The following is a 21,298-nucleotide window of genomic DNA, read 5'->3' on the forward strand; positions in this document are numbered from 1 at the left end:
TATCTACATGAGCAGGCGACTTACGAAGCAAGGACTGAGAGTGTACAAGACCCCACTGTTTGCAAGTATGCATGTGCGCCTGAAAATAACTTCTTAATGCGCTGATAAGCTTCGACCTGAGTACCCGTGTGATTCGTTGTTTTCAAGCCTGGCTGCACAATCACAATATCCACCGTGAGGTTAGGGTTATTGATGCTCATCAGTATCTCACGCAGCTTATCAAGTGACCCTTTCTTCACCCGATTTCCTGTGTCTCCCTCTTTATTACGATAAACCAAGCGGTTGAGCAATACTTTCTTATTGGTCCAAACCGCTGATTTTACTGCTTGGCCACATACCTCGTAGATATCATCGACGGAACATCTGGGCTCATCTCCACTTTGCTTTTTGCAGTGGAAGAACTTGATACTATCAGGGCGAAAGGCTAAGATATCAGCTACCTCTAATGAGGCGTGGTCATAGTACACCACATCATAGTCTGGCAACACCATTTGCTCGATGTAGTCGTGAATCGACAGCCTGGTTTCACCGGCTAAGGCATTCGCGGCGATGTCATCCGCTGTGTAAAACTCCCGATTGACATTTACCTGCAAGCCTGACCACGCTATAGCTTGTATTGCACCCTCAGGTATAAGGTCAAAGCTTGTATTGAAGTCCATCAAAGTGCGCCCGGCAAGCTTTGACCAATCTTCGAAGTAAAAATTAATGGGGGCATCTGTGAGTAAGCTGAACAGGCTCTTTTGCCGGAGCACATTGTTGCCTCGTGTCTCGTGTAGCTTACAGGGAGTTGATTCGAGATAGTAAAAGGCTATGTCGGGCTTAATACGATAACCGATTTTTGCAGAGGTTTGGCCGCGCTTAATGAAGAATACGAGTTGATTTGTTGTACACTCCTCGCGGCAAATGCTGATTTCACAAGCCACGAGCAAAGCTTCTTCAACAACTTCATCATCTGCGTCCACGAAGGCGACACGCGTTTCTCGATTGTAAATCGACCCGTCCCAGTCAGCCGCTACCAGAGCATTATCGTTGCTTATTGGGAACGCACTGATGTCCCGCCCACAATCTAGCTCAGTTAGCGGCGATTTGAGGTTGTCCATCTCGGCATCCGAAATCTTGCGGCTTAGTTTGTTAAGCCAATCAAGCAGTTCTGGCACCTTCCCATCTACTATCGACCACACCTTGGAACTGGTACTGATGCCAAGTAACATCTCCTGACTAAGTACCGAATCAAAGCCAGCACCAAAAGAATGACCGCGAGTATAATTGAAGGCGTCTGCGGCGGTGAGCAGTTCTTGGGTACTACCACCTAAAAGTTGACGATAGGACTCATTGCTACCTTTGGCCTTGCGGCTACGCATGCCAATGTTGTAAAATTTGCACCCCTCCCAGCCGGCCAGAATCCGCTTGAGCATCGGCAACGAGAGAATCTCGGCAAAAGCCAACCGGTCAACCACGTAGCTAGAAGCCAGCTCTTTATATAGCTCATTATCCTTCAAGGAAGAGCATAAGTAAAGTAGGTTGTGTGGCTTATCGTAGTAAACAAGGATCAAGCTGTTCTTGACATCTTTAAGATTATCATCAGCGCCATACCACGCTGGCGTAATCAGTTCACCCAGGACAAATACCGCGAGTCGGTACTCCGTACTGACGTGGTGATGCCGTAAAATCACCCGGCTCATATTGGCAAGCCCATTGAAATTAGGGACGACACTTAAGTCGACTAAATCAGGGGCTTCCTCGTCCTCGTCTACTTCGGCAATTGCTTTTGGAATGAGACGATATATTTTGGTGTGATAAAAGGGCCTTAGCTCCGCGTTTTCAAGAAGTAATGCCTCTTCTGTATCAACCACATAAGAGTCATCTGGAGGAGTAACTTCCTCCAACGTGTCGAAGAAATGTTGCTCTTCTTCCGTGCGGTCAGTTCTTGCGCGGTGCAACTCAGGTAAGATAGCCGCCCAATCTCGAGTATCCTTAAACAGCTGAATTTTATCAATTTCGAAGTCGTGCGTGCTTGCGACAATATGTGCCGTATTCGCTGCTGCAACATTTGTCCGGCTTATTCGACCCACAAACTGCAGGGTGATAGGTAGGGTTCTGTGAGGAGCATGAATTGCAGCAATTTTCAGGGAAGGGAAATCGTAGCCTTCCCCCATCATATCCACGCAGATAACCCCATCGGCTTCACCCTCTTCGAGTTTCTTCATGCGCTTATCTATAGTAGCTTGAGCAAGCTTGCTATAGATGAGCACTAGCTTAAGTGCGGTCTGCGTGTCGTATAGTTGCTTTAACTGTTCAGCACGGGTCCGTGAATCCGTCCGTATGATGATTTTGTGGCCATGCTGTTGATGGCTACCGAATACCTCCTCGGTCTTTTTGGCAATGGCAAGATCACGGTCAGTAGGCTCTTGAATACTGGCTGTTTCTACCGCTATGTATTCGATTTTACTGAACTGCCCTCGGTCGTAAGCTAATTTTAACGGGTAGTTATAGACCAAGCGAGCCTTTAAGTCTTTTTTATCGTTTCGGAAGGCCGTTGCAGTAACAAGAATCCTTTTGGCTGGCGAAAAGTGGGTGAGCAAGTAGGTCCACGATTTTGCCCGGCTGTGGTGGGCCTCATCGACCAGCACTACGTCAAAAGCATTGGATTCCAGCACCTGGGGCAACTCTTCTATTTGGTTTAAGGTGCCTGGAATGCCTACTACCACGTCATGATTCGTTAGAATCTCGTCCCATTCTGCCTTGCTATGAATGACGTTCTTCAACTCATAGACGCGGGGCTCGGGGCTATCTGGACTCAATACTTCATTATTGATCAAGTCGCTGCGAAGCTTAAAGTGCTTGGCAATTTGCTTCCTCACCATCTGGCTCGGTGTCACGACCAAGATTTTGCTCGCCCGGAGCGCGTAGCAAGCAGCTATCATAACGGCTGTTTTGCCCGTTCCCGTTGGCATACTGACCAGCGCAGGATCTTTCCGGACGCTGAAGTGAGCCAGAATAGCCCCAACTGCTCCTACTTGGTTTTCTCGTAATCCTTTCCGTACAACTTCTTCTTCTACTTTAATCTGTTGCTTGAGCCAGAATTGCTGGTACGCATTTGAGAAGGCTGACATTTGAAAAGATTGATAATGGTGGGGAAGAAAACTAACTATTGCATCACGCCTGATGGGCAAGGGCCCCGCTCCTTTCTCAGCCAAACCGTTCTGGTGCTGGCGCCGGAAGTCGCCCCCCTCAGTCCATGAGCATGGGCACCTTCCGCATGGCCACCTTGGGCTCTTTGATCGTTTTCACCTCTTCGATGGGCTCGCTCTTCTTCACCGTGTACGCCTCGTCCTTGTAGAGTTTGGTCACCACGCAAGCCACGATGTTCACGTCCACGTTGATGGCGTCGATGGCGTTGTCGTTGACGAGCTTCAGCGTCAGGGTGCCCTGCTTCAGGGCTGTCACCTGGCCCGATGCCGCGACGCTGTTCCCTGCCACGGTGGTGAGGGCGTAGTTCTGGCCGTTGCGGCTGAACAGCACCGAGAACAGGCAGTTGTCGCCGCTCGGCGGATTGCTGAACAGCGACACCCCTTCGATGGCCAGGATGGCCAGCGCGCCAGCGCCACCCGTCGCCAACCCGGCGGCCACGCCTACTTTAACGGCGCCCTTGGCGGCGGCCTTCTTGTTGGCGTCTTTGTACCAGGCCTGCCCGGAGTCCCCTACCCCGAGGCTGTAGGCCCACGACACGACTTCCGTCGTCCGGTACGGCACCAGCAGGTTGGGTTCCGCCGCGTTCACCGGCAAGCTGAAGTTGATCAGCGAGTAGCTCGGGTGGTCGGGGTTCATCTGGGAGTGCACCCGCTCGACGCGGCTGAGCACGGGCACCACCGCGGTGTCCACCTGGGCCAGCACCCGCCGGGTTTTCGGTACTTCGTATTCCCGGTAGCCGGTGACGACCTTCTTGGTGTACACGTTGTAGGTCGTATCGGCTTTCTCCACCCACCGCACGGAGGTGTTGAAGTCGGGCCGGCTGCCGGGCGCCAGTTGCCGCTGGATGTGGATTTTGCACACCTTTCCCTTCAGCAGCGAGGCGTTGACAAAATGGAATTTGTAGACACCCCGTTTGTAGACGGGGATGGTCTTGGCTTGTACCTGCGTCACCTCGTAGTCCTCGTACTTCACGCTTCCCGACGCCTCCTCCACGATGGCCATGGATTTCAGCGGTTTGCGATCGACTTCCTGGAAGCCGAAGACGATCTGGTCGCTGGCGTCAAACGAATAGTACAAGTCTTTCTCTTCGCCGGCGCTCAATTTGAGCGTCAGGTCCGCCACGTCGAGCAGTTGCTGTCCGTAGCCGACGTGGACGGCGAAGCTGCACACGAATAGGAGTAGAAGTTGTTTCATGCAGAAATCAGAGTAGAAAAGGGTATTGCAGCGGGAATGCGCTCCGCGCGGGTGACCGGCCACCGCAACGTTACCGGACGAACTGGCGCCAATGCTCCTCGGAGAGAATGCGAATGCCGGTGCCCTTGTCGCGCAGCTGCACGGCCTTCTCAATCTTGCGGCCGTGGCTGGTGTTGATCCAGTCGCGGCTGGCGAACACGCCGATGACCAGGTAATCGGTGGTGCGGGTTGGGGCCGCATCGGACGGCCGTCCGCCCAGCGCTTCGATGGCGTCGAATACGGCTGTGCGGGCGCCGTAAGCAAATTTGCCGGTGACCACCACCTGCTTGTCTGTGAACACCAACGGGTGCGGTTGCGGCACGCACAGCGGCAAGGTGGTCGACAACGCCTCTGCCTGGGGCGTGGGCGCTTGCGACAACCCGCACAGCGTTTCCATGACTTCCTTGAGCTCCGCCCGCTCCTCGGCGTCGCACACGCCGTCTTCGAAGATGCGCTCCACGCGGCTGAGCACGGCTGTCAGCGGCCAGACAGGGGTATCGGCCGCGTGCTTGCGCACCCACTCGGCAAAGAAGATGGCTTCGCGCTCGCTGACTTCGCCGTCGGCCAGGATGCCGGTGCAGATGCCCACGAGTTGGTCCACGGCTTTGGCCGTGTTGTTGGCGCGGTGGAAGAGTTGCAGGGGCTGGCCGTCCAGGTCCAGCGAGGTGGGGTAGGTACTCATCAGACAAGGGGAAAAAGGATGCGATAGGAACAGACCCGCGTGGAGCATCTGGGCGGAGGCGCCTACTCACCAGCGGGTAATCAAATCGGTGGACGCGGAGTCGGACGCTAGACCAAGGCGCGGTCCAGGACTTTGCGCACGGTTAGCTTCGTGGTTTCCGGAAAGTCCTTGCCCAGCAGCCAGGCGATGTAGCCCGGATCCGACTCGGTGACGGGCAGGCCCAGGTGCTTGCCGAAATTCCACACGATGACGCCCTCGGCGTTGCGCACCATCTTGGCGGCCGGGTCGATGCGAATGGCGCGGCCGCGGCCGTGGTGCACGCCATCGCCGAAGTCGCTCAGGGTGGTTTCTAAATCGAAGACAGTCAATGGCCGGGTTAAGCGGAGCATGTAACGGGATGATCGGATCGGGGCACCAATATGATTCCTACAATGCTATTAAATTTTACAATAATTCTATATGGGTATGCTCCATTGCCCAGCAACTTTATTTTCCCACCTATGCCCAGGGAACGCAGTTCCCGTAGCGCTTGGAGGACTAAGCGCAACCAGCCGCGCTTGGTAGCTTTAGCCCTTCCGAATGCAGCAGTAGATTTCTGCTCCTGTGAGCTATCCGATTAACCACATCCATAGAGGGTTTTCGGTTGCTCAAAAGGCACTTACGGAAGCTGTGTTCTTCTTAATTTACTACCGATAACGCGGGATTTACTACCGATAACGCGGGCAGATTATCGCTACTCAGTAAGATGACTTGATGCATCATCTTAAGCGTAACCCCACCAAACCTACGATCAAGTGCGAACTTGACTACCCCGGCAGAGAGAGTTGGCAGCTCAGAACTCTGGATGTCCGAATCCCACCAAAGGTTCATCGAGCGGATGGCCTTGGCGCCAGGCACAGCACAACGTATGCAGGTGCTGCCACTCCTTGTGGTTATCGGCGGCATTCGTGCGCGGCAGCACCACGCACAAGCTCACGGGAGCGTAATCGCCGCCTGTATCCACCGGCTGCTCGGTTTGTAACAGCAGATACCCGCGGAGGCCGTGTTGCGGCCGGCCGCTGATCACGCGGGGCCGCGCGGCCCGGTAGCGTTCCCAAAACGCGCGCGCCACGTTTTCCTTGACCACCAGCGGCTCGTCGGCCGGCACGCGGTAGTTAAACACCCACGTGGCGTCGGGAAACTCGTCTAAGCCCTTGAGCACGGGGGCAGGGTTGCCCGCGCCGCGGAACACCGCTGCAAACACGGCACACAGCAACGCATCGTGGGCAGCCAGGTTTCGGCCGCCGCAGGCAAACGCCAGTGCCGCTTGCGGGCCTGTGGCCGTGCCTAGCCCGACGGTGGCTGTGTCCACGTACGGCCACCGGGACCGGTCCGTGGCCAGGTGTAAGGTGCGGCGCTGCCACGCCGGGTAGGCCCCCAGGAACTCCGCCACGTACGCGTCCACCACGTGCGGCGGGCAGGGGTCGGGTACGACGTAGGAGCAGACCAGTCCGTCCGGCGACGGCACGGCGAAGTGCGCAAGTGGCGGCCACGCCACCGGGGCGGGCGCCGGGGCGCGTTCCTGCTCCCACCGCTGTCGCTCGGCCGCCAAGGCCCGGTGCTCGCGTGCGTTGGCTGCGGCCGATCGTTGGGAGAGGGCAATGGTCAAGTGGGGCGGCGGCCCCGCCAAAGCGGTACCCGTCACGACCAAGGCAGGTATCGGCCCCTCGGGTGACGCAGCCGCCCACCCCCAGGCTACGCGGGTAGGTAGCGGCGCGTACGTATCGAGGAAGGCGCGCAATGCGCGCACCTTGTAGGCCAGCGCCACTTCGGCCGGCAGGCTATAGCAATCAAGGGCACCGGGTTGCTGGTAGGGCAACAAGCATGCGGCGCGGGGAGCAGAAGAAGCGGACATGACACAAGCGTCGCGCCTAGCCAGCGCGGGGCCCCAACGGGGTGGACAGTCCCGGTAGAGCCCCATCTGTCCTGGTCAGGCGTGGGTATAGACGAAAAACACGGCGTTCCCTGGTGCCGCAGGGAACGCCGTTAAGCACAAATTAACATACTAAAGTATGGGTATCAAAATATGTGTCATTTATAGGGTTACATAGAAGAGGGGAAAGGCCCACTTTTCGCCCAAAAAGCGGCCGTGACGGACACCCCCGATCCCCGAATTCTTCAGATTGCCCACAAGCTCAAGCACCTGCGGCTGGCCGCCGGATACACCTCCTACGAGGCGTTTGCCTTCGACCACGACTTGCCGCGCGTCGGCTACGGCCGCCACGAAAAAGGCAGCAACCTCACGTTGAAAAGCTTGCTGCGCCTACTGGACATCCACGGGCTCACGTTAGCCGAGTTCTTCGCCGACCTCTCGTAAACTGACGCCCGGCAGATGATACCCTTCCCTACCACCCGCAGGTGCTGAGTTGCTGTTGATAGAATTGTCGAATCACGACTTGCTGGTCGGGCGTCAGGCACCGGCTGCGGCCGGTGTAAAAGCCTGGTACGCGGCGCTCCATGTACCGCAGCAGGAGCCTAAATCGGTCGCGGCTCAACCTTAGTTCCCGCGCGAGTTCGTTTTTGCGCGCCAGTTGGGCGGGCAATACCTGCCCCAGCACGTACTGCTGCGCGGTTGGTTGCGAGCCCCACGCGCTCATTTGCCCTTGGTTTTCGGTTTTTCCAGGGACGCCAGCACCTCCGCCTGCTTGAAATAGATCCGGCTGCCCTTGCGGTAATGGGGCAAGCGGCCGGCTTTCATCCACTCGTAGCAGGTGGGGCGCGAGATGCGCAGCAAGGCGCACACCTCCTTCATTTGCAACAATTGCCCGGGTGTCTCAACGGATCGCGCCACCGCATTGCTGCCTGACCGGGCCAGGGCCCGCATAAAACACTGCACCAGGAATTCTTCGGCTTCCTCTACCGAGAGTTGAAACAAGTAATCGGCCATAACCTACAACGAAAGTGATAGGGCAAAGGAAGAGGGTCGCGTACACGCCCTAGGGGCGGAGGGTCACAAACGGGCTAAATGGCCCTAATACACCGCGTTACCTCCTGATAATCAGTTCTAAAAATCACAGAAATCTCTACCATGTGACCTGTGCCCATCCGTGCGCCACGCGTCCTAGCGGACGAGGCGGAGCTGTACCCGCGTAATTTTGCCGCGGCCGGGAAACAGGCGCGCAAACGCTTGCACCACCTCGGGGTTGGCTTTGTCTCGACGGCGTGCATACGATTCGGGAATAACTAACCCAAAGTGCTCCATAAACGAGCGCATCAACTGGATCCACTTGGCCGGCACGAGGTAACCTCCCTCCTGCCAGACGAGCACCAGCGCCATCAGGTCGTTGGCCCGGCCCCGGCTGCCATCCCACCGCCCAGCGTCGGTGAGCACCTCATTCGCTTGGAGCGCAGCCACGACCGCCGATACGTCCACCTGCGACACGAATAGCGCGGCCAGACTGGAGGCCACCGGCCGTGTACGGTCTTGCGCGGCCTGCAGCAGGGCGCGGTGGTGCTCCTCGCGCTGCAGCCGCGCGTAAGTCTCCTCAATGGTGTCCAGCAAGGAGGGTTGCTCCTTATAGCCCAGAGAGCGTAGCTGCAACTGCCGCAGTTCGTGAAGGACGCGGCGCCCCGCTTCCAGGTAGATGTACTGGTGAAACGCTTGTTCATCGGGCAGGTGCACCGCAATCTCTTGGATGGTCACGGGATCCAGCGCGGCAAAGGCCGCGTAGCCCGGTCGGCGCTGCTGCTGTTCGTGCAATGCGGCGTATAGGATGCCCAGGACCGTGGCTTTGTTGGGGCCGCCGCGTACACCCGCCAGCGGCGCGCACCACTGGGCCAACGTCCGGTCGACCAGATCAGGTAACGCAGTATCCCATGCTGCCTGACGGGTTGTAGCCTCATCAGCCGGAAGACCAGCAGCGGTTGCCATGAAGAAGAACGGGTAGGTGTAAACGACGAGAAAAAGCGGCCAGGTGACAGCGCGGCAAGTTAGCGCTACTTGAGCAACTGGTTAAACGATGCCAGCACGGCTTATTTTACCTCATCCGGCTGCATCTTATGATCCAGCAGCCGATATGTTACTTCCACTTTACAAAAACCAACAAGTAGGTGCCTACCACCAGCAATTCAGCAGCCGTTTCCATACCCACTTACATACCCACTAAATAAAAAACCCTGTCTGCAGCTTGCAAACAGGGTTTTTAGTGATTCCGCTGGGATTCGAACCCAGGACCCGTACATTAAAAGTGTACTGCTCTACCAGCTGAGCTACAGAATCAGGCTCTTTGGGGAAAGCGCGGCTTTCACCGAAAGGGACGGCAAAAGTAATAGGCGAGACGACATATTCAAACCCGGGGTTACTCTTTGAATAGTAAAGAGGGGGCTCCAGGCACCTACCTCATTTATTTACAGCGAAATAAAATCACGCAAAAAAATGTCGGCGCAAAACGCGGCCGGGGTGTGGGTCACTGCGGTACTCCCGGATTTAGTTAGGAGCTTTGTGGCCCGGACTAGCCACGGCCTGCCATGTACCAAGCTCTACTTCGCCCGCTGCTGTTTCAGCTCAGCGCCGAGCAAGCCCACCATTTCACCTTCGGCGCCCTGGCCGCCGGCAGCCGGCTGCCGGGCCTGACGGCGCTGCTGCGGCAGCAGTTCAGTTACCAGCACCCCAGTCTGGAGCGTGAGGTGTTCGGGCTGCGCTTCCGCAACCCCATCGGCCTGGCCGCCGGCTTCGACAAGGACGCGCGGCTGGTGGATGAGCTGGCCGCGCTGGGCTTCGGGCACATCGAAATCGGGACGGTGACGCCGCGGGCGCAGCCGGGCAACCCCGCGCCGCGCCTGTTTCGCCTGCCCACCGACCGGGCGCTGATCAACCGCATGGGCTTCAACAACGCCGGGGCGGCTGCGGCGGCCGAGCGGCTGCGGCGGCGCTCAACCGATATCATCATCGGCGGCAACATCGGCAAGAACAAGGACACGCCCAACGAGCAGGCCGCCCAGGACTACGTGGCCGGCGTGCAGGCCCTGCACGAGGTCGTCGACTACTTCGTGGTGAACGTATCGTCGCCGAACACGCCGGGGCTGCGGCAGCTGCAGGAGCGGGAGCCGCTGCTGGCGCTGCTGCGCACGGTGCAGCGCGAAAACCACGCCCGGCGCACGCCTCGCCCGCTGCTGCTCAAGATTGCGCCCGACCTCACCAACGAGCAGCTCGACGACATCATCGGCATCGTGCGCGAGGCGGGCCTTAGCGGGGTGGTGGCCACCAATACGACCATTGACCGCGGCGGCCTGCGCACGCCCGCCGCTGCGGTGGAGCAGCTGGGCGCGGGCGGGCTGAGCGGGGCGCCGCTGCGGGCCCGCGCCACCGAAGTTATTCGTTACCTGCACCAGCAGTCGGGCGGCAGCTTCCCCATCATCGGCGTGGGCGGCATCTTCACCCCCGACGACGTGCAGGAAAAGCTGGCGGCCGGGGCTACGCTGGTGCAGCTCTACACCGGCTTCATCTACGAAGGACCCGGTGTGGTGCAGCGCATGTGCCGCCGACTTGTGGCCGCGGGCAGCGTCCACGAAGGCGGACGCTAAATGCAACGTTGTTGTGGCTCTTGGCGTGTGCCTTCAGTCACTATAACACCCTGCATCACGGGTAAGGGAGACAAGAAAACGCGCCTCGGCAAGCTTACCAAGGGAACCTTCGGCAGCAGCCACCCCACAGCATAGTCAAGAAAACCGTCGCCCCGCCGGTGGCTCCGCAGCCCTAACCACCGGGCAACTCTTAACAACAGCGTCGCCGCTCCTGAACCGGAGCGGCGACGCTGTTTTGGGGCAGTTAAGCCAGCGCGGCGCATCTCAGGCCAGCTCCGGCTGAATGCGCACCGGGGCCACGTCGGCGGGGCGCTGGCCCTTGGCGAACTGGCGGCGGTAGCGGCGCACCCAGTAGATCATCAGCGGCACGCCGACCACGGTGGGCCAGAGGAAGCGCACGGCCATAGGCAGAAAGGTGAAGGAGGTGGCTGAAAAGGCCGACACAGCGGCGACGTAGGAGAGAATGAAACCGCGCATGTGGTCGAAAAACCAACGGTTCGGAGCGACTTCGGCCGGGCGGCGCAGCTTCTGCAGCTCGGCCACCGCCAGGCGCGTGCCGGCCAGCCCGAACACGCCCGACACGATGTTCTGCGTCAGCACGGCGTAGACGATGGTGCCCAGAAACACCAGCAGCGCCGCGCCCGCGCCCAGCCAGTCGTAGAAGGCCGGATTCTGGCCCCGGTTCAGGCGCTTTTGGTAGAGGGCGCGGTAGCCGAGCCAGGATAGGTAGAGCGAGAAGATGCCCGTCAGCAGCAGGAAGGTGAGGCCCTTGAACGTGGCCGCCACGATGGCCGTGACGCCGGCCGTGAGCATGGCCCAGAAAAACACGCGCCCCCAGAAGCGGTGGGCCGGGCCGCCCTTGCGCGTGGCCAGGGCCACCGGGGCCACGAAGAAGCCAATCATGCCGCAGCCGATGTGCAGCCAGCGGTTCAGGGTGAGAAACGTTTCGAGGGTCATGGCGGGGCGCGGTGGATGAACGGTCGAAAGGTGCCACGCCGCGGCGGATTGGCCAAAGCGCAGTTACCCAACCGTCGGATTCAGCCCCCGAATTGCCGCCGGACGTGCCCGAACCGGCGCCGGGGCTACAGCTTCACGCCCACTTTCCACTCCAGCACGTCGGCGGCGCCGCGGTGCACTTTCAGGTCGATGGCGCCGAAGAGGTGCTCGGTGAAGTGGTATTTCAGGCCCACGCGCTCGTAGTAGAACTTGTTGGACTTGTAGGGATTGTAGAGATAGAAGCCCAGGTGCGTGTCGAAGGCGAGGCGGCCGAACAGCAGCTCGTGGCCGATGAACACGCCGGCTTTTTTCACGTCGGGCAGCTTGTCGCCGGCGCGGGCGGTGTCGCGCTGCTCGGCCAGCAGGCTGCGGTCGTAGAAGCCTTCCAGGCCCACCAGCAGGTTGCTCTTGCGGTTGACGCGCCGGCCCGCGGCCACCGTCACCGAGTTCACCCAGTAGTTGGTGTGGTCCGACTCGTTGCGCTGCTTCAGGCCGGCGCTGGTGCTCAGGTTCCAGAAGGTGCGGCCGAGGTCGGCGGGCTGGTCGGCCACCGGGTCGAGGGGGGCGGGCGTGAAGTGGCGCTGCTGATGGTAGTTCAGGCCCAGTAGCACCGTCGGGATGTTGATGCCGAGGTTGGGCTTGGCGGTGGCGCCGTTGGAGTAGTGGTTCAGGGCCACGCCCAGCAGCAGGCCCAGCTTGGGCGTGAGGGCCACGTCGTATTCCAGCCGGGCCTGAATGGTGGCGTTCAGGTGCGAGCTGACGAAGGTGTTCTTGTGGTTGGTCTGCTGGTCGAAGGGAAACGGGAAGTAGCCCACGCCGGTGCCGAGGCGGAAGCTCAGATCCTGCCGCTGGGTGCGCCAGAAGGTCTTGCTCAAATACACCGAGGCCGCGAAGGAGTGCTGCAGCACGGGGTTGTGGTAGTCGTAATAGACCAGCGCGAGGCCGGCCTTGGGGTAGCGGTACCAGGCATGCCAGGGCGCCCGGCCCGTCAGCTGCCGCTGCAGGTTCAGCTCCAGGCCGGTGGGGTGGGCCGTCACGAGGTGCTTGACGCGCGGCGAGTGGGCAATGATGAAGCCGCCCTGCGCGTACAGCCCCAGTACCAGCGGCTCGGGGGTGGCGGCAGCAACGGGCGGCGTCACGTCCTGCGCACGGAGCCCGGCAGCGGCCCCCAGCCCAAGCGCCAGGGAGAGAAACAAACGGGTACTGAGCGACATAGACGGGGCAAAGCAGACGGCGGCAAAAGTACGCACCGGCGCCTCAAGGGCCGCGTATTGCCTGTTGGGACCCTGGTTTTTTACAGGGTGTCATGATTTATTAATAGCACCGATGCAACACCGCCCCCCTGGCTGCCCGTATCAGGCACAACATCGCGCGGCCTACCCCAACCCCGGAACTGTGTAGAGCCCTGGTCGCCGCGCTCCTTCCCACCCCATTATTCCGAACTTTCCCATGAAAAAGGCAGCCCTTTTTACCCTTGCTTCGTTGGCCACCGCCACCCTTGCCCACGCCCAGGACCCGGGTGGCTTCCGCGTCGGCGTGAAGGTCGGCGGCACCTACTCCAACATCTCCGGCGACAACGTGCAGAACATCACCGGGGCCAACTACAGCTCGTCTTTGGGCAGCTACAAGCTGGGCTACAACGCCGGCTTGGCCTTCCAGCTGCCCATCAGCTCCGACGGGTTCTTCGCCATTGCGCCGGAAGTGCTTTACAACCGCAAGGGCTACGAAATCCAGTCGCAAACCACTAATACGGCCGCATTGCCGTCGGGCGTCGCCAAGATTGAGCAGGAGCAGCAGCGCGTGCTCCACTACATCGACGTGCCGGTGCTGGCGCGCATCAACGCGGGTGGGCTGTTCTTTGAGGCTGGCCCTCAGGTGAGCTACCTGTTTGGCTCGCGCACCAAAACCCAGTACACCGAGAAGCGCGCCGACGGCACCAAGGTGAAGGACGAGTCGCGCAGCGCCTTCCTCGATTACACCGGCGTGTCGCGCGACGAGGCCTACAAATCGGACCTGGCGCAGTTTGATATCGGCGCGGTGGCCGGCGTGGGCTACCAGTCGCAAAGCGGCCTGAGCATTGGCCTGCGCTACGCCCGCGGCTTCAACTCGCTGATTGATACCAAGGACACCGACAACGAGCCGAAGGCCTTCAACAACGCCTTCACCCTGCAACTGGGCTACATGTTGCCGGTGGGCAGCCGCTAAGCCGGCTTCCGCTTTCCGCTTGCCAAGGCCGCTTCCGTTTCGGGAGCGGCCTTGCTTTTTTCGCACCGGGCATCGGATTGCGCTACAACGGGGCCTTCAGCGACTTTGTGAAGGCCGAAAGCGGCGACACGTACTTCAACGGCGACCTAAAAGACGCCCGGCACTCGGCAGTGCAATTGCCGCTGAGCTACCTGATTCCGAGCCGGTAACCGCCTGGCGGCAGTGCCGACCGCGCCCGGCCGCTGCATGCAGCGGCCGGGCGTTGTATTTTCCAAAGGTCAACATCTGCTGAGATTCCTCGTTTTAGGAGCGTCGACGGCCATTTCGGGCCGGCGGATTATTCACTTTTTTGCTTTTTCCACGGCTATGAAACACGCTTTTCTCGCCGCTGCGCTGATGACGGGCACGGCGCTGGCTACTGCTCCGGCCGCTCATGCCCAAGGCGTCCGCGTCGGCCTCAAGGCGGGGGCCAACTACTCCAACATTGCCGGCGACGTCACCGACGAGGACCGGTTTGAGAACAAGTTCGGCTTTCACGGCGGGCTGCTGCTCAACGCCGATCTGACCGGCGACGGGTTCTTCTCTCCATTCAGCCCGAGTTGCTGTACTCGCAGAAGGGCTATAAGAACAGCGACTCGGAGTTTGCCATCGGCTCGTACAAGGTGAAGCGCAGCGGCTCGGTCAACTACAACTACCTGGAGCTGCCGATTCTAGCCAAAATCAACGCCGACGGGCTGTTCTTCGAAGCCGGGCCGCAATTCGGCTACCTGCTCAACATCAAGGACAAGACCAAGCAGGAAAGCAACATCCCGGGCATTCCGAGCTACGACGTCAGCAGCGCCCAAAACCTGGACAACGTCAACCGTTTCGAGCTTGGCTACGCCGTGGGGCTGGGCTACCAGGCCGACAGCGGCCCGATGATCGGGCTGCGCTACAACGGCGCCTTCACCGACTTCGCGAAGGATGCTTACCAGAACGGTAGCTACAAAAATGCCCGCAACTCGGCTTTCCAGTTGTACGTGGGCTACCTGCTCGGTAGCAAATAAGCACATTTTCCTCGCCCGCAGCGCCTTGGCGTGGCGGGCATCCCTTTATTCCAACGCATGAAAAAGTTTCTGTTGGCGCTGCCACTGCTCGGCGCAGTGGCGCACGGCGCCTCGGCCCAGGACGTTAAGTTCGGCCTCAAAATCGGGCCGACCCTCTCCAACTACTACGGTGAGGACAAGGGCAACTCCAAGTACCTGCTGGGCATCAATGGCGGCGTGACGGCCAATATTGCCTTCAGCGACATGTTCTCAGTGCAGCCCGAGGTGCTCTACTCCACCAAGGGCCACACCTACACCGTCAGCAACGGCGGGCACGACCGGATCAGCTACATCGACGTGCCGCTGCTGCTGCGCATCGACGCCGACGGGCCGTTCTTCGAGCTGGGCCCGCAAGTGGGCTTCCTGACGCGCGCCGTGTCGAAGCCCGACGGGGCCCCGGCCTTCGACCTGGGCTACCAGAAAGTGGACGTGGGCGCGGTGCTGGGCCTGGGTTACCAGGCCGAAAACGGCCTGAGCCTGGGGTTGCGCTACAACCCCGGCTTCGTCAAGCTGCTGCCCGAATCGAGCCTGGCCAACCGCATCTACAACTCGGCCTTTCAGCTGCAGCTGGGCTACCGCTTCAACGACCTGTAAGCCCCGGCCTGCCCGCCAACGGAAACGCCCGGCCTCCTCGCGGAAGCCGGGCGTCGTGGCGCGTGGGCCGGGCTGCTTAAGCCGGCTGCTGCATCATACGGGTGTAGTGCTGATAGAACAGCGGGATGGTTTCGATGCCCTTCATGAAGTTGAACACGCCGTAGTGTTCGTTGGGCGAGTGAATGGCGTCCGAATCGAGGCCGAAGCCGAGCAGCACCGAATCCACGCCCAGCTCCGACTTGAACATGGCCACGATGGGGATAGAGCCGCCGCCGCGCGTGGGAATGGGCTTTTTGCCGAAGGTGTCTTCCAAAGCCTGGGCGGCGGCTTTGTAGGCCACCGAGTCGGTGGGCGTTACCACCGGCTCGCCGCCGTGGTGGGGCTTCACCGTCACCGTCACGCCTTCGGGGGCAATGCTGGTGAAGTGCTTCTGGAACAGCTGGCTGATTTCCTCCGACGTCTGGTGCGGCACCAGGCGCATCGAGATTTTGGCGTAGGCCTTGGAGGCAATAACCGTCTTGGCGCCCTCGCCGGTGTAGCCGCCCCAGATGCCGTTCACGTCCAAAGTCGGGCGGATGCTGGTGCGCTCGATGGTGGTGTAGCCCTTCTCGCCGTAGGTGGCGGGCAGACCGATGCTCTGCTTGTACTCTTCCTCGCTGTAGGGCGCCTTGTTCAGCTCGGTGCGCTCCTCCGGGGTCAGCACGTCCACGTTGTCGTAGAAGCCGGGGATGGTGATGTGGCCGTTCTCGTCGTGCAGCGAGGCAATCATCTTGCACAGCGCGTTGATGGGGTTGTGCACGGCGCCGCCGTAGAGGCCGGAGTGCAGGTCGCGGTTGGGGCCGGTCACCTCCACCTCGTGGTAGCTCAGCCCGCGCAGGCCCACCTCGATGCTGGGCGTGTCGTTGGCAATGATGCCGGTGTCGGAGAGCAGCACCACGTCGGCCTTGAGCTTCTCCTTGTTGGCGTTGACGAAGAGGCCCAGGTTTTCGGAGCCCACTTCCTCTTCGCCCTCAATCATCACCTTCACGTTGCAGGGCACGCCGCCCTGCTGGTTGAGCACCTCGAAGGCCTTCACGTGCATGTACACCTGGCCCTTGTCGTCGCAGGCGCCGCGGGCGTAGATCTTGCCGTCCTTGATGACCGGGTCGAAAGGGCCGGAGGTCCACAGTTCGTAGGGGTCGGCGGGCTGCACGTCGTAGTGGCCGTACACAAGTACGGTGGGCAACTTGGGGTCGATGAGCTTCTCGCCGTAGACGATGGGGTTGCCGGCCGTCTGGCACAGCTCCACGTTGTCGAGGCCGACCTCCTGGAGGCGCATCTTCAGGTACTCGGCGGCCTTGAGCACGTCGCCGTGGAACTTGGGGTCGGCGGAAACCGACGGGATGCGCAGCCACTCCAGCAGCTCGCTCAGGAAACGGTCCTGGTTTTCGGTCAGGAAAGAAGTCATCGGGTTGGGAAAAGGTGGTCGGGTTGACTAGGGCCGTAAAGGTAGCAGACGGGCCCGGATGCACCGAACGCCCGGCAATACCGCCCAAAGCTTCAGTCGCCCCGACCAAAACCGCCGCCGTGGCGTCTGAAGCGCCGTCAGCAGCAACCGAAGCTTCTATCGGCCCAACCGAAGCAGCCCCCGCCCCGACCGAAGGTCTTTCCGGCCCGTCCGAAGGTCCTCCCGCCACGACCGAAGACACTTCCGGCACATCCGAAGCTCTTTCCGGCACGACCGAAGCCGTTTCCGGAGATGCTTCTGCCTCTTCGGGTGCGCTGGTGGGCAGTTCGGCCGGGGTGTCAAGGTTATCGGTAATGGATGGCGCCTTTCCCAGGAGCAGTGGCAGGCTATGCGGCAGGAATGGCAGCGCTTACATTTGCCATTTCAGCCAATAGATTACCCCTATCACCAAACTGGCCCCTACCAGAAGTAGTGCTGGACGTAAACGCTTGCGTAGCATCAGAAACACGGCAAGCCCTCCCGACGGCAACAGGTAGGCCACGAATAAGCCCCAGCCAACTTCCGTACCTGCGTTCCAAGTAGAGGGCGCCATTACGACAAGCCAAGTGAGCCAACCACTATTGAATAGTAGGCCCAACCACCCCGCTATCAGCAGCATCTCAGGCCGTATTGGATTGATTTCATCCCCTCGATTGGCCACAAAAACAACTGCCCAAAACAAGACCAACAGCAGCGGACTGGCCAGAAGAGCAGCAGTACCAGGGATTATCTGGTCACCAAGCGCGTAGGCAGGACTGCAGATGCTAACCAGTAGCATTACGCTTGCAGCAATAGCACAGAACCTGGGACGACCTTGGGGCATAATCTTGCTGACTCCACCAAAGGGAAGAGGGTTTTTACTTCGAGACGCTCTACTGCGACAGAACAAATCAGCGACGAAAGCACGGCCTCAGACATGGTCGGCGGCCGTGCCCTCTTCCCAGTAGATGGTAAACGTAGTGCCCTCGCCCACGGTGCTTTCAACTTCCAGGCGCCCGCCGCGGCTGCTCACGATGCGCTGTACCAGGTACAGCCCCACGCCCGAGCCGCCGATGTGCGGGTGCTGCCGCGTGAAGGGCTGAAACACGGCGGCCGGCTCGTCAGGCAGCACCATGCCCAGGCCGTTGTCCTGCACCTGCAGCCCCGGGTGGCCGTCCGCGGTGCGGAAGCTGCGGATCTGCACGTGCGGGGTGCGGTCGGGGTGGGCAAACTTCAGCGCGTTGCTGATCAGGTTGTGGAGCACCGAGCGGAGGTTGGCGCGGCCGTAGGTGAGCAGCGGCGCCTCGTCGGTGTCCAGTTCGATTTCGGCGCCGCTCTGCTGCACCTGCACCCGCAGGCCCAGCAGCACTTCCTCGGCCACGTGGCGCACGTCCAGCTCCTCCACCGGGGCCGAGAGGCCGCGCTGGTCGCGCACGGTGGCGGCCAGTTCCTGCAGCGTCAGGTCCAGCTGGGTCAGGGCCTCGTCCACCATCACCAGCATCTGGGTTTTCTCGGGGTCGTGGAAAGTGGCGGTGCGGCGCAGCTCGTCGAAGAGGCCGCGCAGGTTGAGCACGGGCTGCTTCAGGTCGTGGGAGGCGGTATACACGAAGGTATCCAGGTCGCGGTTGGCCTGGGCCAGCTCGTCGTACTGCGTCTGGAGCACCTGGCGCAGGCGGTGCTGGTCGTCCACGTCGGTGCAGGCCCCGAACCAGCGCGGGCCCTGCCCGTCGGTGAGCTGCCGGGCTCGGATGATGTGCCAGCGGTAGCGGCCGTCGTGGCGGCGCATGCGGAACACGCCCTCGTACTCTTCGCCGGTGGCCACGCTGTGCACCCACTGGCGGGCGGCGCCGGCCTGCTCGTCGGGGTGGAGCAGGTTGATCCAGCCGGTGGGGCCCAGCTCGGCGGTGGTCAGGCCGGAGTAGTCGCCGGTGTACTGGTTGTAGTACTCCACGAAGCCCTCGGCTGAGGCCGTCCAGATCAGCTCGGGGATGCTGTCGGCCAGGAAGCGCAACTCGGCTTCGCCGCGGCGCAGGGCTTCGGCCAGCTCGCGCTGGTCGTGAATTTCGGTGAGGGCGCCGTGCCAGTGCAGGGGCGGGGTGGCGGCGGTGTGCAGCTCGGGCAGGGCGCGGCTGAGCATCCAGCGGTACTGCCCGTCGTGGCGGCGCAGGCGGTACTCGTAGCTCCAGCCGGTGCCGGAGTTGCGGGCCGCCTCCGACTGGTAGAGCACCCGCAGCCGGTCGTCGGGGTGAATGAGCAGGGGCCAGATGGCGTTCAGATCGGAGGTGCGCGGCTGCCCGGTGAAGAAGTACCACTGCGGGCTCACGTACTCGCAGCGGCCTGCGGCGTCGATGGTGAAGGTGATTTGCGGGGCGGTTTCGGACAGCACCCGCAGGCGCGCGTCGAGGCGGCGCGTTTCGATGGCCAGCTCGTGGGTGCGCTGCCGGGCCTGCTCCTGCACCGTCACGTCGACCACGAAGAGCAGCAGCCCGCTCACCGTGCCATCGGCGGCGCAGATGGGTTCCAGGGTGACGTCGTAGTAAACGCCTTCGTCGCGGGCGGTAGGGTCGTCGCAGAGCGGGCAGGCCTTGGCCACGTGGCCCAGCCCGGTGCGGTACACCTGCTGCATCACGCCCAGCAGGTCGGCCGGCCAGGGGCCCGGCACCTCGGCCACGGTGCGGCCCAGCAGCTCACCGGCATTGAGCAGCCGAGCAAAGGCTTCGTTCACGAAGCTGTAGCGCAACTCGGGGCCCTCCAAGGTGGCGACGCCGGCCGGCAAACGCCGCAGAATGTCCTGAAGGTGCTGTTCTTGCATACGCAATAGAAGAAGCCACGCCCCGATGGCGTCGGATAATCGGCGTCCAAGTTAATTAGCTTTCAGCACAACCCGATGGTATGGTAAAATCAGAAATATATCTAAAACAGAATGTTATCCGCTTACTAGCGGGCGCAAACCGCGGCGCCGAACCCGTGTCCGCAGTGGTTGGCCAGCGGTAGGGCCGGCAGATCAGGTCGGCTGAGACGGGGTACCCGACCGAATTTACGGCAGCCCTACGCTGGCGTCGCAGTGTCGGGCGCCGCGGCAGCGGGACCAAAGACGGCCAGGCGCACCAACTCCACCAGCGTGGCGTCGGCAATGCTGAGCGTTTCGGGGGGCGCGGGCACGTGCTGGGGCAGCAGAAACCCCTGCAAGGCTTCGAAGCCAGCCGGTTCGATGGGATGAAAGGCCATGTGCCAGTCGGCGAAGCTGCGGTGGCTGATGGGCCGGTCGATGAGCTTCTGCACGTGGGAGTGGCGGCCGTCCTGGGCAATTTTATCGAACAGCGTTTCGGCTACGACATCTTCGCCTTCAAACAGCTGGGCGATGTTGCCGTGGCTGTAGAAGAGGATGCCGGTGATGCCGTTGCGGGCGTTGTCGCGGCGGCACTGGGCCAGCAGTTCCTGCAGGTCCTGGTCGGAAAGCGGCCGCACGGCCCGGCTCAGGTACACGATGTGCTTCATAGGTGTGTCGGGGGAGGTAGCTCGACTGTTAGGTACGGCAAAGAACGGGGCAGGTGTTGCGCCGTTGCGGGCGGGTAGGACGCCGGGCGCCACTCCGGCAGCGGTTCCCGGTCAGCTAGCCGGTCTACTTCGCCCAGGGCAGCGGCACGCGGCTTTCGGTGCCGCTGCGCAGCCGCCCGATGTTGGCGCGGTGGGTGTAAATCAGCAGGGCCGCCAGGATGAAGCCCACGTAAATCAGGAAGGGCTGCGGCGGGGCAAACCAGGGCGTGAGCTGCAATAGGGCGAAGGCCACACCGGCCGTCATGGAGCTGAGCGACACGTAGCGGGTGGTGAGCAATACCGCCAGGAATACCAGCAGGCACACGCCCACCGTGGCCGGGGCCACGCCCAGCATCATGCCCAGGATGGTGGCCACGCCCTTGCCCCCGCGAAACTGCGCGAAGACCGGGTAGATGTGGCCCACCACGGCCAGCACCCCGCAAGCCAGGCGGTAAAACACCTCGTGCTCGGCCGGAATGGCGCCCACATTCACCAGCCACATGGGCAGGAAGTAGGCGGCCACGAAGCCCTTGAGCGCGTCGACCAGCAGCACGAAGGAGCCGGGCTTCTTGCCGAGCACGCGGAAGGTATTGGTGGCGCCCGCGTTGCCGGAGCCGTGCTCCCGCACGTCGATGCCGTAGAAGCGGCGGCCCACCCAGAGGGCGGTGGGAATGGAGCCGAGCAGGTAAGCCAGTCCGAGGGCCAGGGCGAGGTAAGCGTAGGTCATAAGCAGGGAAACGTCGGGGC

The 21,298-nt window shown here is 61.2% G+C and carries 21 protein-coding genes and 1 tRNA gene; 8 read left to right on the forward strand and 14 right to left on the reverse strand.

Annotated elements, in window-relative coordinates; translation table 11 throughout:
* Positions 1-20 precede the first annotated feature (20 nt).
* The 5 genes from FDY95_RS07195 to FDY95_RS07215 form a co-directional block, all read right to left on the reverse strand.
* A complete protein-coding gene (locus FDY95_RS07195) occupies positions 21-3,113 on the reverse strand; it encodes a DEAD/DEAH box helicase (RefSeq protein ID WP_138076112.1) in 3,093 nt (1,030 codons plus the stop codon).
* Between the two features lie 118 nt (positions 3,114-3,231).
* Complete coding sequence (locus FDY95_RS07200; protein WP_138076114.1) at positions 3,232-4,386, reverse strand: hypothetical protein; 1,155 nt, start codon at positions 4,384-4,386, stop codon at positions 3,232-3,234.
* A 70-nt stretch (positions 4,387-4,456) separates the two neighbouring features.
* On the reverse strand, positions 4,457-5,107 hold the full coding sequence (locus tag FDY95_RS07205) for a BRCT domain-containing protein (RefSeq protein ID WP_138076116.1): 651 nt from the start codon (positions 5,105-5,107) through the stop codon (positions 4,457-4,459).
* Positions 5,108-5,214: 107 nt separating this feature from the next.
* Positions 5,215-5,496: a hypothetical protein gene (locus FDY95_RS07210; RefSeq protein WP_138076118.1), complete on the reverse strand. Its 282-nt coding sequence runs from the start codon at positions 5,494-5,496 to the stop codon at positions 5,215-5,217.
* A gap of 443 nt (positions 5,497-5,939) precedes the next feature.
* On the reverse strand, positions 5,940-6,755 hold the full coding sequence (locus tag FDY95_RS07215) for a hypothetical protein (RefSeq protein WP_138076120.1): 816 nt from the start codon (positions 6,753-6,755) through the stop codon (positions 5,940-5,942).
* A 480-nt stretch (positions 6,756-7,235) separates the two neighbouring features.
* Here FDY95_RS07215 and FDY95_RS07220 point away from each other — a divergent pair, with 480 nt between their 5' ends.
* Positions 7,236-7,463, forward strand: a complete 228-nt coding sequence (locus FDY95_RS07220) for an XRE family transcriptional regulator (protein ID WP_138076122.1) — start codon at positions 7,236-7,238, stop codon at positions 7,461-7,463.
* 276 nt (positions 7,464-7,739) lie between these two features.
* Here the strand turns inward: FDY95_RS07220 and FDY95_RS07225 are convergent, their stop codons facing one another.
* The 3 genes from FDY95_RS07225 to FDY95_RS07235 all read right to left on the reverse strand — a co-directional run bounded on the left by FDY95_RS07225 (position 7,740) and on the right by FDY95_RS07235 (position 9,365).
* Entirely contained in the window at positions 7,740-8,033 is a 294-nt protein-coding gene (locus FDY95_RS07225; protein WP_138076124.1) for a helix-turn-helix domain-containing protein, read from the reverse strand.
* Positions 8,034-8,207: 174 nt separating this feature from the next.
* Positions 8,208-9,017 carry a hypothetical protein gene (locus FDY95_RS07230; RefSeq protein ID WP_138076126.1) on the reverse strand — a complete coding sequence of 270 codons (810 nt, stop codon included), beginning with the start codon at positions 9,015-9,017 and terminating at the stop codon, positions 8,208-8,210.
* Positions 9,018-9,292: 275 nt separating this feature from the next.
* Positions 9,293-9,365, reverse strand: a tRNA-Lys gene (locus FDY95_RS07235).
* 248 nt (positions 9,366-9,613) lie between these two features.
* On the opposite strand from FDY95_RS07235, the gene FDY95_RS07240 reads away from it, so the two are divergent.
* Both FDY95_RS07240 and FDY95_RS27120 read left to right on the forward strand, forming a co-directional pair.
* On the forward strand, positions 9,614-10,669 hold the full coding sequence (locus FDY95_RS07240) for a quinone-dependent dihydroorotate dehydrogenase (protein ID WP_138076128.1): 1,056 nt from the start codon (positions 9,614-9,616) through the stop codon (positions 10,667-10,669).
* Entirely contained in the window at positions 10,670-10,804 is a 135-nt protein-coding gene (locus FDY95_RS27120; RefSeq protein WP_138076129.1) for a 30S ribosomal protein THX, read from the forward strand.
* 129 nt (positions 10,805-10,933) lie between these two features.
* Here FDY95_RS27120 and FDY95_RS07250 read toward each other — a convergent pair whose 3' ends face one another.
* Positions 10,934-11,626 (reverse strand): DUF2306 domain-containing protein, encoded by a 693-nt coding sequence (locus FDY95_RS07250; protein ID WP_138076131.1) that lies wholly within the window; start codon positions 11,624-11,626, stop codon positions 10,934-10,936.
* A gap of 125 nt (positions 11,627-11,751) precedes the next feature.
* A complete protein-coding gene (locus FDY95_RS07255; protein ID WP_138076132.1) occupies positions 11,752-12,879 on the reverse strand; it encodes an acyloxyacyl hydrolase in 1,128 nt (375 codons plus the stop codon).
* A 235-nt stretch (positions 12,880-13,114) separates the two neighbouring features.
* On the opposite strand from FDY95_RS07255, the gene FDY95_RS07260 reads away from it, so the two are divergent.
* The 5 genes from FDY95_RS07260 to FDY95_RS07275 all read left to right on the forward strand — a co-directional run bounded on the left by FDY95_RS07260 (position 13,115) and on the right by FDY95_RS07275 (position 15,549).
* On the forward strand, positions 13,115-13,870 hold the full coding sequence (locus FDY95_RS07260) for a porin family protein (RefSeq protein WP_138076134.1): 756 nt from the start codon (positions 13,115-13,117) through the stop codon (positions 13,868-13,870).
* Positions 13,871-13,947: 77 nt separating this feature from the next.
* On the forward strand, positions 13,948-14,079 hold the full coding sequence (locus tag FDY95_RS26910) for a hypothetical protein (RefSeq protein WP_262710169.1): 132 nt from the start codon (positions 13,948-13,950) through the stop codon (positions 14,077-14,079).
* 157 nt (positions 14,080-14,236) lie between these two features.
* Positions 14,237-14,536, forward strand: coding sequence for a hypothetical protein (locus FDY95_RS07265; protein WP_138076136.1), 300 nt, complete (start codon positions 14,237-14,239; stop codon positions 14,534-14,536).
* Complete coding sequence (locus tag FDY95_RS07270; RefSeq protein ID WP_171025567.1) at positions 14,470-14,916, forward strand: outer membrane beta-barrel protein; 447 nt, start codon at positions 14,470-14,472, stop codon at positions 14,914-14,916. The genes FDY95_RS07265 and FDY95_RS07270 overlap by 67 nt, the downstream gene beginning before the upstream one ends.
* A gap of 57 nt (positions 14,917-14,973) precedes the next feature.
* Positions 14,974-15,549 carry a porin family protein gene (locus FDY95_RS07275; protein ID WP_138076140.1) on the forward strand — a complete coding sequence of 192 codons (576 nt, stop codon included), beginning with the start codon at positions 14,974-14,976 and terminating at the stop codon, positions 15,547-15,549.
* A gap of 76 nt (positions 15,550-15,625) precedes the next feature.
* On the opposite strand, the gene FDY95_RS07280 is transcribed toward FDY95_RS07275, so the two are convergent.
* From FDY95_RS07280 to plsY, 4 genes are all read right to left on the reverse strand, one after another.
* Positions 15,626-16,996 carry a dipeptidase gene (locus FDY95_RS07280; RefSeq protein ID WP_138076142.1) on the reverse strand — a complete coding sequence of 457 codons (1,371 nt, stop codon included), beginning with the start codon at positions 16,994-16,996 and terminating at the stop codon, positions 15,626-15,628.
* Positions 16,997-17,945: 949 nt separating this feature from the next.
* Entirely contained in the window at positions 17,946-19,826 is a 1,881-nt protein-coding gene (locus FDY95_RS07285; RefSeq protein WP_138076144.1) for a PAS domain-containing sensor histidine kinase, read from the reverse strand.
* Positions 19,827-20,062: 236 nt separating this feature from the next.
* Entirely contained in the window at positions 20,063-20,512 is a 450-nt protein-coding gene (locus FDY95_RS07290; RefSeq protein ID WP_138076146.1) for a BLUF domain-containing protein, read from the reverse strand.
* Between the two features lie 124 nt (positions 20,513-20,636).
* Positions 20,637-21,278, reverse strand: a complete 642-nt coding sequence (plsY, locus tag FDY95_RS07295) for a glycerol-3-phosphate 1-O-acyltransferase PlsY (protein ID WP_138076148.1) — start codon at positions 21,276-21,278, stop codon at positions 20,637-20,639.
* Between the last annotated feature and the right edge of the window lie 20 nt (positions 21,279-21,298).

The sequence above is a fragment of the Hymenobacter jeollabukensis genome, from assembly GCF_005771675.1.
In the GTDB taxonomy this organism is placed as follows: Bacteria; Bacteroidota; Bacteroidia; order Cytophagales; family Hymenobacteraceae; genus Solirubrum; species Solirubrum jeollabukense.